Annotated in this window: 14 protein-coding genes; 7 read left to right on the forward strand and 7 right to left on the reverse strand. The window is 41.7% G+C overall.

Going from position 1 to position 14,344, the window contains the following annotated elements; all coding sequences use genetic code 11:
* Positions 1-87 precede the first annotated feature (87 nt).
* Positions 88-1,359 (forward strand): adenosylmethionine--8-amino-7-oxononanoate transaminase, encoded by a 1,272-nt coding sequence (gene bioA / locus AC3Z9T_RS06815; RefSeq protein ID WP_490125453.1) that lies wholly within the window; start codon positions 88-90, stop codon positions 1,357-1,359.
* A gap of 38 nt (positions 1,360-1,397) precedes the next feature.
* Here bioA and pgl read toward each other — a convergent pair whose 3' ends face one another.
* A complete protein-coding gene (gene pgl / locus AC3Z9T_RS06820; RefSeq protein ID WP_490125454.1) occupies positions 1,398-2,384 on the reverse strand; it encodes a 6-phosphogluconolactonase in 987 nt (328 codons plus the stop codon).
* Positions 2,385-2,670: 286 nt separating this feature from the next.
* Between pgl and AC3Z9T_RS06825 the strand changes: the two genes are divergently transcribed.
* A complete protein-coding gene (locus AC3Z9T_RS06825) occupies positions 2,671-3,489 on the forward strand; it encodes a pyridoxal phosphatase (RefSeq protein WP_490125455.1) in 819 nt (272 codons plus the stop codon).
* Between the two features lie 37 nt (positions 3,490-3,526).
* On the opposite strand, the gene modC is transcribed toward AC3Z9T_RS06825, so the two are convergent.
* The 4 genes from modC to AC3Z9T_RS06845 form a co-directional block, all read right to left on the reverse strand.
* Positions 3,527-4,600, reverse strand: coding sequence for a molybdenum ABC transporter ATP-binding protein ModC (gene modC, locus AC3Z9T_RS06830; RefSeq protein WP_490125456.1), 1,074 nt, complete (start codon positions 4,598-4,600; stop codon positions 3,527-3,529).
* Position 4,601: 1 nt separating this feature from the next.
* A complete protein-coding gene (gene modB / locus AC3Z9T_RS06835) occupies positions 4,602-5,291 on the reverse strand; it encodes a molybdate ABC transporter permease subunit (protein WP_490125457.1) in 690 nt (229 codons plus the stop codon).
* Positions 5,292-5,309: 18 nt separating this feature from the next.
* Complete coding sequence (modA, locus tag AC3Z9T_RS06840) at positions 5,310-6,080, reverse strand: molybdate ABC transporter substrate-binding protein (RefSeq protein ID WP_490125458.1); 771 nt, start codon at positions 6,078-6,080, stop codon at positions 5,310-5,312.
* 220 nt (positions 6,081-6,300) lie between these two features.
* Complete coding sequence (locus AC3Z9T_RS06845) at positions 6,301-6,453, reverse strand: AcrZ family multidrug efflux pump-associated protein (RefSeq protein ID WP_490125459.1); 153 nt, start codon at positions 6,451-6,453, stop codon at positions 6,301-6,303.
* Between the two features lie 185 nt (positions 6,454-6,638).
* Here AC3Z9T_RS06845 and modE point away from each other — a divergent pair, with 185 nt between their 5' ends.
* From modE to gpmA, 4 genes are all read left to right on the forward strand, one after another.
* Positions 6,639-7,430, forward strand: a complete 792-nt coding sequence (gene modE, locus AC3Z9T_RS06850) for a molybdenum-dependent transcriptional regulator (protein ID WP_490125460.1) — start codon at positions 6,639-6,641, stop codon at positions 7,428-7,430.
* 143 nt (positions 7,431-7,573) lie between these two features.
* Positions 7,574-9,046 (forward strand): molybdate ABC transporter ATP-binding protein ModF, encoded by a 1,473-nt coding sequence (gene modF / locus AC3Z9T_RS06855; protein WP_490125461.1) that lies wholly within the window; start codon positions 7,574-7,576, stop codon positions 9,044-9,046.
* A 204-nt stretch (positions 9,047-9,250) separates the two neighbouring features.
* Positions 9,251-10,081, forward strand: a complete 831-nt coding sequence (locus AC3Z9T_RS06860; protein WP_490125462.1) for a CPBP family intramembrane glutamic endopeptidase — start codon at positions 9,251-9,253, stop codon at positions 10,079-10,081.
* Between the two features lie 192 nt (positions 10,082-10,273).
* On the forward strand, positions 10,274-11,026 hold the full coding sequence (gene gpmA / locus AC3Z9T_RS06865) for a 2,3-diphosphoglycerate-dependent phosphoglycerate mutase (RefSeq protein WP_272581356.1): 753 nt from the start codon (positions 10,274-10,276) through the stop codon (positions 11,024-11,026).
* Positions 11,027-11,323: 297 nt separating this feature from the next.
* Here gpmA and AC3Z9T_RS06870 read toward each other — a convergent pair whose 3' ends face one another.
* Positions 11,324-12,010, reverse strand: a complete 687-nt coding sequence (locus AC3Z9T_RS06870; RefSeq protein WP_490125463.1) for an outer membrane protein — start codon at positions 12,008-12,010, stop codon at positions 11,324-11,326.
* 341 nt (positions 12,011-12,351) lie between these two features.
* Here AC3Z9T_RS06870 and AC3Z9T_RS06875 point away from each other — a divergent pair, with 341 nt between their 5' ends.
* Complete coding sequence (locus AC3Z9T_RS06875; protein WP_490125464.1) at positions 12,352-13,107, forward strand: hypothetical protein; 756 nt, start codon at positions 12,352-12,354, stop codon at positions 13,105-13,107.
* A gap of 52 nt (positions 13,108-13,159) precedes the next feature.
* On the opposite strand, the gene aroG is transcribed toward AC3Z9T_RS06875, so the two are convergent.
* Positions 13,160-14,215, reverse strand: a complete 1,056-nt coding sequence (gene aroG, locus AC3Z9T_RS06880) for a 3-deoxy-7-phosphoheptulonate synthase AroG (protein WP_490125465.1) — start codon at positions 14,213-14,215, stop codon at positions 13,160-13,162.
* Positions 14,216-14,344 lie beyond the last annotated feature (129 nt).

The following is a 14,344-nucleotide window of genomic DNA, read 5'->3' on the forward strand; positions in this document are numbered from 1 at the left end:
ATCTCCATCGTAAAAAGTCGTTGCCAGTTTAAATATTGTGGTTATCATGTCAACCAAATTTAATAAAATAAGTTGACGGTAAAACAAATGGACAGTTCTGATATTGCTTTCGATGCTAAACATATCTGGCATCCCTACACCTCAATGAGCCACCCTATTCCTGCCTATCCAATCGTTGCAGCAGAAGGCGTTGAGTTAATCATGGCAGATGGCGAAAGACTCATTGACGGTATGTCTTCATGGTGGGCAGCAATTCATGGCTACAATCATCCAGTTCTCAACCAAGCAGCGATTGAACAACTACAAAAAATGTCGCATGTAATGTTTGGTGGGATCACCCATCCATCAGCAGTAAATTTATGCCGTCAACTTGTTGAAATTACGCCAAAACCACTTGAGTGTGTTTTCCTTGCAGATTCAGGCTCAGTTGCCGTCGAAGTGTCTTTGAAAATGGCCTTGCAGTATTGGCAAGCCAAAGGTGAAAAACGCCAACGCATTTTGACGCTGCGCCATGGTTACCACGGTGATACTTTTGGTGCGATGGCGGTATGTGATCCTGATAATTCCATGCATGGGCTGTACAAGGGCTATCTCCCTCCGCATATTTTTGTTGATGCGCCTCAGTGCGGTTTTTATGACGAGTGGGATCCACAAGATTTACATCCGATTACGCAACAACTTGCAACAAATCATCAAGAAATTGCGGCGATCATACTTGAACCGATTGTTCAAGGGGCGGGGGGAATGCGTCTATATCACCCACAATATCTAAAAGGGGTACGTGAGCTCTGCGACCATTATGGAATATTGTTGATTGCTGATGAGATAGCGACAGGTTTCGGCCGCACAGGAAAATTATTTGCTTGCGACCATGCCAATATTTCCCCTGATATTATGTGTTTAGGAAAAGCACTAACAGGGGGTTATATGACTCTGTCGGCAACCTTAACCACTCGCCATGTTGCAGAAACCATTAGCAATGGTGAAGCAGGTTGTTTTATGCATGGCCCAACCTTTATGGGTAATCCATTAGCTTGTGCGGTTGCCAATGCAAGTCTGCAATTATTGCGTGAACGCCCATGGCAACACTCCATCACCAATATCGAGCAACAACTTTTCCAAGAACTGACTCCTCTTGCAAGCCATGACAGTGTGAAACAAGTACGTGTACTCGGTGCTATTGGTGTGATTGAGATGAAAGAACCGGTAAACACGGCACAATTACAGAAAAAATTCGTTGAGCAAGGGGTTTGGGTGAGGCCTTTTGGGCGACTCATTTATGTGATGCCACCTTATATTATTTCACCTGAGCAGCTTAGTAAGGTGACACACGCCATCAGAATAGTTATTGAGCAGTAAGCCCCCTTTAAATCATAAAGGGAGCTTATGGTGAGTCATTAACGTGAAAGAACCGTTACCCACATAGGCCCTTTGCCAACTGGGTAACGACCAATTTGCGATAATTTTCCAGTGACTGGATCAATTTCAGAAACTGAAATGCTATTGGATTTTTGCCCACTCGAAATCAAGAAACGCCCTGTTGCATCGATATTGAAGCCACGAGGCTGCTCTTCAGTTGGATAGGTTCCTGCAAACGTTAATTCACGACCGTCGTCAGAAACGAAGAAATGGCTAATATAGCTATCTGAACGTTCACTTGCATATAGGTGACGACCATCTGGGGTTATATGAATATCCGCAGCCCAACGTTGGCTTTCGCTGCCTTCTGGATAAACATTGATATGCTGTATTTGGCGATAACGCGTGAAGTTATGGTAAACATTAATGGTCGAATCCAACTCATTCACACAATAAATCACTTTGTGCTGTGGATGGAGTGCCAGATGACGAGGCCCTGCACCTTGAGCTGAGCTAATTTGATCGGCAGATGCTTCCGTTAAATAACCATTTTCATGCAAATCAAATAAGCGAATATGATCTTCACCTAAACAAGGCACCCACAATTGTTGATTATCTGCATCAACATGGGATGAGTGTGGATTGCGTAGCCCTTCAATCACTTGAGTAGCCGTTTGTGGTACGCCATCGCTATTGATAGGCAATACCGCTAAGTTGTGCTGATGATAAGAAGGAACAAACAGGTATTTACCCGTGTTGTCTAGAGATAGATGTACTGGAGTACCGGGGATCGAGGTTTCTGCTTTTAATTGCAAAGTCCCATTTTGTTCGATTTGGTAAGTGACGACACGGAAATCAGGTCTCACACCAATATAAAGGTGTTTTTTATCATGGCTGATAACCATTGGCTGTACTTGGCCGGGTGTTGTGACTGTCTGCAACAAATTCAGTTCACCAGCCTCGTTCATTGACCATACGTGGATCTGATGGCTTTCGGGGCTAGCAATATAGATAACTTGGTTCATCCTGATTCCTCTATCAATCATAATAAAGTATGTCTTATTGTTCAGGATACACCAGCACAGCATAAACAATAAGCGCTAAAGACATCAAATACATAACTTGCCGCAAATTAACAAATCTTTTGAAGTAAATAACCTGACACGATCCTCCCATCGCCACTTTAGTTCATCAGCATTATCCGCTAATATGATAAATTATAGTCAATCTGAATTATTATTAACCTAAATTAAAAACTCATATCGCCATTCACTAATGGCATATGTCATCTCAAGTCACGTGGAGCCGTTTATGTCATACCGCGTTATTGCGCTCGATCTTGATGGAACATTGCTTGATCCTCAAAAAAAGATTTTACCTGAATCCCTCGCAGCCTTAAATGAAGCCCGCCGCCAAGGCATTAAAGTTCTTATCGTGACTGGCCGCCATCATGTTGCCATCCACCCTTTCTATCAAGAACTTGATCTTGATACACCAGCAATATGTTGTAACGGAACTTACCTTTATGATTATTTAGGTAAAAAAGTACTCGAGTCTGATCCAATGACTCGCGAATCCGTTACCCAAATGATTGAAAGGCTAAAAGATACGGATATTCAACATCTTATGTATGTTGATAATGCTATGCTGTATAACGCACCGACGGAAGGGATCAAGCGTACACTGAGTTGGGCGCAAACATTGCCTGAAGCACAGCGCCCAACCATTCAGTTTGTCGAAAACTACGCTGATGTTATGCATGACTATCAATCTATTTGGAAATTTGCAGTCAGCTCAGAAGATATTGATCGGCTGAAAGATGTCGTGCGTGGTATTGAAAACGATTTCGGTTTGGAATGTGAATGGTCGTGGGCCGATCAGGTTGATGTGGGCCGTAAAGGCAACAGTAAAGGGCAGCGTTTAAAACAATGGGTTGAATCACAAGGCATGACCATGAATGATGTTGTTGCTTTCGGTGATAACTTCAATGACTTAAGTATGCTAACGACTGCTGGACTGGGTGTTGCTATGGGTCAAGCGGTCGATGAAATCAAACAACAAGCAAAACTGGTGACTCGCGATAATACCCAACCGGGTATTGCTGAAGTGATCCGCAAATACGTTTTGTAACCTAGTAAATAGAGGGCTAAGCAGCCCTCTAAGCAAACTATGATGAAAAACTTCGGCTAAGCGATACGCTCTTCACTTGCGCATACACTCGGCGCCCTTTACGGATAGACAGCTCATCGCGTGCCCAACGAGTAATACGTGCCCACAAATAGTGCTGATCGCCTAAATCTAGCTTTACATCCACTTGTTCACCATCTTCCATCCACTCAACCACTTCAGCGGATAGAATATTACGGATGCTACTTACTTGAGGTTTTTCTAATACTAACGAAACATCAGATGCATCAATACGTAAACGTAGTTCAGCCTCTTTTTCCATATCAATACGTGGGATCCACAGTTTCTGATTACCCACAATCACCGCGGTCATATCATAATCAGGGTGATTACCGTGATATGTCACATTTAACACACTACTGAGTGTGTCTTGCTGTAACCAAGGGCGCAGTGCACTACTTGCCCATACCTCTTCTAACGCACCGAAAGCTTTCACTTTCCCTTGCGCCATAACAATCACCTTATCCGCTAAACGTAGGATCTCATCAAGGCTATGGCTAACATACAAAATAGGAATTTTGACGTCTTGAGACAGCTTTTCGAGATAAGGCAATAATTCACGTTTACGAGGCAGATCCAAAGAGGCTAACGGTTCATCCATCAGCAATATTTCAGGCGCGGTTAATAAGGCACGACCAATTGCGACACGTTGTTTTTCACCACCAGAAAGGGTGATCGGAAAGCGATTGAGTAGCTTTTCAATTCCTAATAGCCCAACGATTTCATCAAAGCGCCCTTTCATTTCAGGCGCCATACCATAGCGCAAATTACTTTTCACGCGATAATGTGGAAATAGGCGTGCATCTTGAAACACATAGCCAATATGGCGTTTTTCAGGTGGTAAACAAATGCGTTTTTCAACATCCACCAATGTGCGCCCATTAAGCACAATACGACCACGATTTGGTTTGGTTAGCCCACCAATCACATTGATTAATGAGGTTTTCCCCGCTCCCGAAAGGCCAAATACCGCCGTGATGCTTTCAGTCGGGAGCTCAGTTTTAACCTCTAGTTGCAAATCACCTAATCGTTGCGAAAAATCCAGCTCTAACATATTAGGCTACCCCCAGTCGTTTTTTACCCCAGCGGGTCAGCCATTCTGAAATTAACAACGAAATCAGTGCCAACACAATAGCAATAATACACAGGCGAGCCGCATCCACCTCAGCCCCTGGCGTTTCAATTAACGTATACATCGCCAGTGGAATGGTTTGCGTTTCACCCGGTATATTGGAAACAAAGGTAATAGTCGCACCGAACTCACCTAATGAGCGAGCAAATGCCAGCACAGTGCCAACAATAATACCGGGGAGTGATAATGGGATAGTAATAGTAAAAAACACGCGTAATGGCGTTGCACCTAACGTTCTCGCTGCTTGCTCTAATTTACGATCAACCGCTTCAAGCGCTAAGCGAATGGCTCTCACCATCAAAGGAAAAGCAACCACAGCAGAGGCTAAAGCCGCACCTCGCCAACTAAAGGTGAAACTAAAACCAAACCAGTTATACAGCCATTCACCAATAAAACCACGACGCCCCATACTGATCAATAATAAATAGCCAACTACCACCGGTGGCAGCACCAGTGGTAGGTGGATAATACTATCAAGCAGTGTTTTGCCGGGGAAATGACAACGAACCAGTACCCAAGCCATTAAGATCCCTAATGGCAGGCTAAATATCACTGCGACACTCGATACCTTTAAACTCAGGTAGATGGCTTCCCATTCATAAGCACTTAACATCTGCAATACTATAATCTCTTAACGTGGGGTGAAACCGTAACGTTTGAATACCTCAGAAGCCGCTGGGGTTTTTAGATACTCATAAAAGTCACGAGTGGCTTTATTGTCTTGATCTTTCACGATAGCCATTGGATATTCAACCGGTTTATGTGAATCTGTTGGGAAAATACCAACCACTTTCACTTTTTGGCTCGCAACTGCATCCGATCCATACACGATACCTAAAGGTGCTTCATCGCGCTCAACTAATGCCATACCACTACGAACGTTATTAGTCCGTGCTAATAGTGGATTGACTGTATCCCATGCCCCTAAATTACCTAATGCTTCTTTTGCATAAATACCAACAGGCACATGATCAGGGTCACCAACCGCTAAACGGCCACCATCAAGCAGCTTTTTCCAATCAGTTTGTTTGTTGATTTCCACTTTTTCAATTTTAGAATCTTTTGGTGCGATCAAGACTAATTCATTACCTAACAAGGTATAGCGAGTGTTATCAACCATCAAATGTTTATCAATCGCATAGTCCATCCACTGCTGATCAGCTGAAATAAACAGGTTAGCCGGCGCACCCTGTTCGATTTGGCGCGCTAACGTTGAAGAAGATGCATAGGAAGACACCACATCAACTTTATGCTCTTTCTGATACTGCTCAGAAATTTCATTCATCGCGTTAGTCAATGATGCTGCAGCAAAAACCGTAATTTTCTCTGCGGCACTACTATAACTTGCCATAGATAGAGTTATCGTCGCGCCAGCTAAAAACTTGATCAAATTTTTTTTCATTTCATGCCCATCCTAATATTATTTGTCACGCTATATATAGCAGGATACAACGATGACTTAAAGTCATAGGCCACATAAAAGTGTGCTAGCGCAAAAAATGGGGCAATATTTTGAATGGGTTCGGAAAAATGCCAATAAAATGCACATAAAAAGAGTGTCGATAAGGGAAGAGCGCCGCCTGTTCCCTAAAAAGAACAGGCGAGCTTAAATACAGGAAGAACTATTTATTGTTCTCAGTATGGTGATGTGGAACGTGAGCTTTAGATAACAGGTTAAAGAAAGCCCCGAGGCCATAAATCAGCCCCATGATCAAAAACATCACAACCGGAACCATCAACAGGGCGAAGCCCATGCTTTTCAGAATCTCAAACATTAAAAGCCTCTTAAGTTATTACTAGCCTGCGAATCAAACATATTAACAGGGAAAATAACGCCGTGGTTAAATAATAACGTATATAATAGACAAATTGCATTTCAAACGACACACTAAACGTGCTTTTTGTCACGCCGCATTGATGATAGTGTCGTTCTCAACATGAAATAGGAAAGGTTATATTTATGCAGGCAGAAATCTTACTCACATTAAAACTACAAGGGAATTTATTTGCTGATCCTCGCCGAATTTCATTACTAAAACAGATCAAAGCAACAGGATCAATTAGCCAAGGCGCTAAACTTGCAGGGATCAGCTACAAAAGTGCATGGGATGCGATCAACGAAATGAACCAACTGGCTGACGATATTATCGTGGATAGAGCGACAGGCGGTAAGGGCGGTGGTGGCACTACGCTTACCCATTATGGTGAAAGGCTACTACAGCTTTATGACCTACTTGCTCAAATCCAACAGAAAGCCTTTGATGTGCTTAAAGACGATAGTTTACCTCTTGATAGCCTGTTGGCTGCTATTTCACGTTTTTCATTACAAACCAGCGCTCGAAATCAATTCTTTGGCACTTTAATTGCTCGTGACCATAGCCAAGTCCAACAACATGTCAGGGTGTTACTGGCTGATAATAAAACCGTGATCAACGCCGCTTTAACTGAACAAAGCGCCAATCGTTTAGGGCTGACTGAAGGTAAAGAAGTACTCGCTTTGATTAAAGCACCTTGGGTAAAGCTCACCAAACACCCGGCTGTCGCTAACGAGTCTGATAATGCTTTAACCGGCAAGATAACCACATTAGAGCGTGGTAAAGAAAACAGTGAGGTACTGGTGACCTTATCCGGTGGAGAAACCCTGTGTTCTACACTTAACAATCATGAGGTTGATAGCCAACAACTTCACCTTAATGACGATGTCACCGCTCTTTTTAATGCAGATCAAGTGATCATCGCGACGCTGTGTTAGTCACACCGCACTTACTTATTTATGTCAAATAGGTAAGTGCTTGCTTCTTTTTCCCCTGAGTTATTGACTTTATCAGCGATCATGATTATTTGTGGAGAAGACAGATAGGTAAATAACGATAAAAAGAGAATAAAGGAAGCAATATGGCATCAATCACCCTGCATCATAGCAGCTTTAGATTGAGTGACTCAAAAACACTCGACATTTCCGATTTAATCATCAATCAACATGAAAGCTGGGCATTTATTGGTGCTAATGGCAGCGGTAAATCTTCACTTGCAAAAGCCTTGACTGGCGAACTCAGTCCATTATCGGGTGTGGTGGAAAATAACTTCACCTCCCCCGTACGCCTCTCATTCGAGCAATTACAAAAAATTATTAATGATGAGTGGCAACGTAATAACACCGATTTACTCAGTGAAAGTGAAGAAGACACCGGATATACCGCAGCTGAAATTATCCAATTCAACCATAAAGACAACGAATATTGTTTAGAGCTCGCCAGTAAATTTGGCATCAGTGATCTGCTTTCTCGGCGCTTTAAATACCTATCAACAGGAGAAACACGTAAAGTTTTACTGTGCCAAACGCTGATGGGGCAACCTGATTTATTGGTTCTTGATGAGCCTTTTGATGGCCTTGATGTTTTTTCAAGGAACAACCTTAGCGAGCTATTGTATAGCTTAGCTGAAAAAGGACTCACTATCGTATTAGTCCTCAACCGATTTGATGAACTACCTGACTTTATCGAAAACATGGGGGTGGTAGCTGATTGTAAGCTGACACTATCTGGAGACCGTGAGTCAGTGCTAGCTAACACGCTGATTAGCCAACTTCAACACAGTGAGAACCTTAAGCATTTAACACTTCCTGAAGTGGAAGATCCCACTGCTGAAATTCCCTTAGATGACAATATCCCTCGAGTGATTTTAAATAATGGAGTGGTCAGTTATAACGATAAACCTATTTTGCATGGTTTGAACTGGCAGGTTAACCCACATGAGCACTGGCAAATTATTGGTGAAAATGGCGCAGGTAAATCAACACTACTGAGCCTAATTACTGGCGATCACCCTCAAGGCTATAGTAATGATTTAACACTATTCGGCCGCCGTCGAGGAACAGGAGAAACCATATGGGATATCAAGCGCCACATTGGCTATGTCAGTAACAGTATTCATCAAGAATACCGAGTGGCAACCAGTGTGCTAAATGTGATTATTTCAGGTTTTCATGATTCTATCGGCTTATATCAAACCCCTTCAGATAGACAAGTGCAACTCGCTTACCAATGGCTAGCTTTGCTCGGTTTTACCAAACAAACTGCACAACAGCCTTTTCACAGCCTATCATGGGGGCAGCAACGATTAGTTTTGATTGCACGTGCGCTGGTCAAACACCCTGCTGTTCTGATTTTAGATGAACCATTACAAGGGCTGGATGGCTTAAACCGCCTACTGGTACTGCGCTTTATTGATATCATGTTGAGCCAAGGTTCTACACAGCTTCTGTTTGTTACCCATCATCAAGAAGATGCGCCCGCTTGTATCACTCACCGTTTAAAATTTGTTCCTGATAACGGTCAGTATCGTTATGAAATAGAAGAAACAGAATAGCAACTTAAACTATGACTGATGACAGTCGGTCATAGTTAATCTATTGATTATCTATAAATGATAACTATAACTCTTTAATTTTTATTCACTTCTTTCTATTTAATCACTAATTTCTCTATTTTTATCTCGGAAAATACAACAAAATCATTAGAATGTGCCACCTTCAATAATTCAAATAAATTTTAAAATTTTTTGGGGTTCACTATGACCTGCTGGTTTGTTTTAGCAGCTTCGCTTGCTACACTCGCAACTCATCGATTAACTGCTGTATTTTTACTGTTATTAGCGACAGGTATTGCACTGTATACCCATGCATTAGGTTGGCAAGCAATGTGGCTATTAGTTGCGATCAGTGCCGTTGGTTTAATACGTTGGCGCTTTCAGTATCACCTAGTCATCAAAATTATCAGTGAAATCATTCTCATCACCTGTGCCGTTGGTTTGTTTATTCACATTTTCCCTGGCTTCAACAATCTAAAATACCTTGATAAAGTCACCGTGGGTGAGCAAAGCCTACCATTTACCATGTATTTTAATTTTGATAAGGCATTGGTGCCATTTATTTTATTACTTTGCCTGCCTAGTCTATTCACAACCAAAGCGGCCAAAACAGCGCAACCATGGCAATGGTGGTTATTGATTGCAGCAGTTCCTGCACTACTGTTCATTGCGACTCTAGCTGGTGGGCTCGGTTTTGAAAGGCATTTCCCTGATTGGCTGCCAATATTTATCATTTGCAATCTGTTATTTGTTTCGCTTGCTGAAGAAGCGCTTTTCCGCGGCTATCTACAACAAAGGCTCACTCAATGGCTAGGCTCACCATATCTTGCTCTCATCTTGAGTGCCCTACTATTTGGAGGCGCACATTTTGCTGGCGGCCCACTGCTGATGTTGTTTGCTACCCTTGCAGGTGTCATTTATGGATTAGCATGGATGTGGAGTGGAAAATTATGGCTTGCTGTATCGTTTCACTTCGGGTTAAATCTAGTGCATCTGTTATTTTTCACTTACCCAGTAAAAATGATCGCCGGATAAAAAACGCGCAAACAAGCAGATATTTTACCGCTTCATAAGCCAAATTTTTATCGGGATAGCTCACTTACCATCACTTTTTTGATTTGGTTTGGGTAAAACATCAGTTGTGACTAGCGTTCGGATTGACTATCCCTATAATGTAAGTCAGCAATGATTCATTTTAATTTGAATGTACTGATAGGAGTTTAAGCTATGGCTGTAACTAAACTGGTTTTGGTAAGACACGGTGAAAGTGAGTGGAACAAAGAGAACCGTTTCACTGGCTGGACTGATGTTGAGCTGTCAGATAAAGGCCGCGAAGAAGCAAAAATTGCAGGTCAACTGCTGAAAGATGAAGGCTTTGTCTTTGATTTCGCGTATACCTCAGTGCTAAAGCGTGCGATCCATACCTTATGGAACATCCTTGATCAGGTTGATCAGCAATGGCTGCCTGTTGAAAAAAGCTGGAAACTGAATGAACGCCACTACGGTGCACTACAGGGCCTAGACAAATCAGAAACAGCTGCAAAATATGGTGATGAGCAAGTTAAACTGTGGCGTCGTGGCTTTGCGATTACGCCACCAGAACTGACTAAAGATGATGAGCGCTTCCCAGGCCATGATCCACGTTATGCAAAACTGTCTAGCGCTGAGCTGCCAGTGACTGAAAGCTTAGCAACCACTATTGAGCGCGTCGTTCCTTATTGGGAACAAGAAATCAAACCACGCGTTGAAGCTGGTGAGAAAATCATTATCGCAGCTCACGGTAACTCACTGCGTGCTTTAGTTAAATACTTGGATAACATGGGTGAAGAAGAAATTCTTAACCTAAACATCCCAACCGCAGTGCCACTGGTTTATGAGTTTGATGAAAACATGAAGCCAATCAAGCACTACTATTTAGGCAACCAAGACGAAATCGCAGCAAAACAAGCCGCGGTAGCGAACCAAGGTAAAGCTAAATAATCAGTCGTTATATCAGGTTAGCAGCGTAAGTGTGATTACCAAGGAAGAGCAACAGTATAATTACCAGTCGGCTTTGTCGTATTCACACTAGTACACATGAAGGGGTGACCATTCGGTTCCCCCTTTTGACGACATAACCAATGAATAACACTATACTCTAAATAATTCGAGATGCAGGTAGGCGACAAGTGAAGATAGACGGGGAGCATAGATAAACTATGTGACTCGGCTAACTTAACGTAGTCACTTATTCCTCAACAAAAAGCGCTGCATCTTGAAGTATGACGAGTATAAAACTTAAAACAAATATCTAACACCTAACACTAGCTCTTGCGATTTAAGATGTGCTTTCATTTGCTCATCTTGCAACCCACGCGCATTCGCAAAACGGTTCATTCCACTCTCAATTTTTCCTAAATCGACATAACGGTAGCCCAAATCAAAATTAAGTTTGTCGATAGGCTCATAACTCACACCGGCACCAAGAGAATACGCTAAATTAGTATCCGTATTGCCTGCATATTGGCGCGCAGTATTTCCTTGCCACCCTGATGATTTCACTTTTGCAATACCAATACCTACAGTGCCATAAACAGAAATTCCTTGGTAAATTTCATAATCACGATAAGCATTTAACATCAGACGTTGGGATTCTGTTTTGTGGTGATTGAAACTGGTAGGGAAAGCCGTTGAGCCGCTGGTGTATTCCGCTTTCTTATTAAAAGTATATTCAGCCTCTGTTCGCCAACCGTTACCATACTGATAACCTGCGGCAAGTGATGCATTATAGAAATCATCTTTATCATCACCAGAAACAAACTGTCCAATGCCAGGGCGGCTGCTGGTATCCATACTGTCCGCCTTTTGCCAGACTTTAGCGACGCGAGCGGCACCATAATAGCCTTCATTACTGGTTGATGCAGAAGCGCTTCCCAATGTAGCAAACAGAACCAGTGATAGCGATGCGAGTTGTAGTTTCTTCATTATATAATCCCATTTAGTTATAATATCTAAATGCAATTATTCGTTTTAAAAGAAATCAAAGAAAGCCCTTAATTTTGAATAATTCATTCACTTTTCTTGAATAAAAAGAATTAAATTCTTAGATAAAACAAATAAAAAAACAAATTAATCAGGTAAAAGCAGAATAAAAATAATACAGATAATTCCGAATCTATTAATTGATTAATTAATGGCCAAAATGGAATGGTACTAACCATTTTTATATTTTGTTCACCAGAAATATTTTAATTTGCATGATAGCACTCGACAGCCTGTATATTTGTGGCACAATTCGTTGCAATAACGGACTAATCGAGAAATTTATGAGTAAATTCAACCTTTATGTTTGGGTAGGCTTAGTACTTAACATCGCCCTGCTCGGAACATTATTGTATATGATACAAACAGGCGAATTAATTATTGATGGCTCTAATGGTGCCCAAAATGCACAATTAATGAAGGTATTAATGATCATCGCCTGCGTGAGCTTCCCTATTCAGTTGATCAGCATGATGATTATGAGCTACAGACCAAGGGTCGCGATTGCCGTCGCATTCATAAGTAGCTTGGCATTAATGCCAATCACTATTGTATTTTTATGTGGAATGATTTTCTCTGCAATCCGCTGGCGTTTCCATCAACTTGAAACTTTTGACCCTACTATCAATGTCGATTTTGAAACTAAATTGACCTTCAATAATCGCCATAACAGCATCAGAGCTCTCGTTCTTGGTTTGGTTAGCGTGGTGTTTATTGTGTTAAGCCAAAGTTTAGGAATGTTTTTATTAGTATTGGCGATCATTTTATTTGTTTTAGGCAAACGAATTAACGGAACGCCTTATTTAGCCATCAAAGGGAGCCACTTTTATATCAGACCAAGCTTGTTTGCTTTTTGCTATCGCATTCCATTAAAGGATGTGACTTATTTGAGAAATGAAAAAAATAATGTGTTGTTCCAAGCAAGAGTTGAAAACGTACCAGTGAACCAACAGCTGATCCCGCTATCAATATCACTGCATCATGTCAGTGAAGAGGATAAAAATAAATTAGCGGCGGTAATAGAAAGAACCCCTCATTAATATAAAAAGCCAGTATGGCTTATCATACTGGCTGGTTTGATTCAAATAACAATTATTTTTGGCGGCGAGCAATCACTGCATCAGATAATTGACGTAGCACTTTTTCAGTATCGTCCCAACCTATGCATGCATCAGTGACACTCTTACCGTATACCAAAGGCTCTCCAGACTCTAAATTTTGATTACCTTCAACAAGATGGCTTTCAATCATCACACCAGTAATAGAGCGATCACCTTGGTGGAGTTGTTCGCTTACATCATCAGCAACGATCATTTGTTTTTCAAACTTTTTGCTGCTGTTTGCATGGCTGAAGTCGATCATAATGCTTGGCACTAACCCTGCATTGACTAAGCCTTCACGTACCTCTTTCACATGCTCCGCACTGTAGTTTGGCTCTTTGCCACCACGTAAAATGATGTGGCAATCAGGGTTACCACTCGTATTCACAATCGCTGAATGTCCCCATTTAGTGACAGATAAAAAACAGTGCGGTGAACGAGCAGAGTTAATTGCATCAATTGCAATCTTGATAGTACCATCAGTGCCGTTTTTGAAGCCAACAGGGCAAGATAAACCCGATGCTAGCTCACGGTGAACCTGAGACTCGGTTGTCCGTGCACCAATTGCCCCCCAACTCATTAAATCAGCAACATATTGTGGGCTGATCATATCGAGGAATTCCCCGGCAGTCGGCAGACCTTGATCATTGATGGTCACTAATAGCTCACGAGCGATACGTAAACCATCATTGATATTGAAACTATTATCCATATGAGGATCGTTAATTAACCCTTTCCAACCTACTGTTGTACGTGGTTTTTCAAAATAAACACGCATCACGATTTCAAGTGATCCCTTTAGCTCTTCACGCAATTTATTTAGGCGCTGAGCATATTCCAAAGCGGCTTTAGTATCATGAATAGAACAAGGGCCAATCACGACCACTAGGCGATCATCTTCACCTGACAAAATATTATGGATGGCAAGACGTGCTTCATGAACGGTAAACGCCGCTTTGTCTGTCGCAGGAAATTTTTCTAATAATGCGATAGGTGGCAATAGTTCTTTTATTTGTTTAATTCTGACGTCATCGTTCTGATAGTTCATACTCGTTTAATCCAGTGTTTATTTATCTATTTTGCATATTGATGATTTACATACCCTATAAACAGCCGATGGTAAGCACTTACATTGAAGTAAAGAACGAAGTGAAATGATCTTCTTACCACTGACAAT

This window comes from Providencia sp. 6390 (assembly GCF_058148425.1).

Bases quoted from the DNA above. Each gene is read 5' to 3' on its own strand.
- pgl (WP_490125454.1), bottom strand. From the start codon at position 2,384: ATGAACCAAGTTATCTATATTGCTAGCCCCGAAAGCCATCAGATCCAC.
- AC3Z9T_RS06845 (WP_490125459.1), bottom strand. From the start codon at position 6,453: ATGTTTGAGATTCTGAAAAGCATGGGCTTCGCCCTGTTGATGGTTCCG.
- aroG (WP_490125465.1), bottom strand. From the start codon at position 14,215: ATGAACTATCAGAACGATGACGTCAGAATTAAACAAATAAAAGAACTA.
- modE (WP_490125460.1), top strand. From the start codon at position 6,639: ATGCAGGCAGAAATCTTACTCACATTAAAACTACAAGGGAATTTATTT.
- AC3Z9T_RS06860 (WP_490125462.1), top strand. From the start codon at position 9,251: ATGACCTGCTGGTTTGTTTTAGCAGCTTCGCTTGCTACACTCGCAACT.
- bioA (WP_490125453.1), top strand. From the start codon at position 88: ATGGACAGTTCTGATATTGCTTTCGATGCTAAACATATCTGGCATCCC.
- AC3Z9T_RS06825 (WP_490125455.1), top strand. From the start codon at position 2,671: ATGTCATACCGCGTTATTGCGCTCGATCTTGATGGAACATTGCTTGAT.
- AC3Z9T_RS06875 (WP_490125464.1), top strand. From the start codon at position 12,352: ATGAGTAAATTCAACCTTTATGTTTGGGTAGGCTTAGTACTTAACATC.
- gpmA (WP_272581356.1), top strand. From the start codon at position 10,274: ATGGCTGTAACTAAACTGGTTTTGGTAAGACACGGTGAAAGTGAGTGG.
- modA (WP_490125458.1), bottom strand. From the start codon at position 6,080: ATGAAAAAAAATTTGATCAAGTTTTTAGCTGGCGCGACGATAACTCTA.
- modC (WP_490125456.1), bottom strand. From the start codon at position 4,600: ATGTTAGAGCTGGATTTTTCGCAACGATTAGGTGATTTGCAACTAGAG.
- modB (WP_490125457.1), bottom strand. From the start codon at position 5,291: ATGTTAAGTGCTTATGAATGGGAAGCCATCTACCTGAGTTTAAAGGTA.
- modF (WP_490125461.1), top strand. From the start codon at position 7,574: ATGGCATCAATCACCCTGCATCATAGCAGCTTTAGATTGAGTGACTCA.
- AC3Z9T_RS06870 (WP_490125463.1), bottom strand. From the start codon at position 12,010: ATGAAGAAACTACAACTCGCATCGCTATCACTGGTTCTGTTTGCTACA.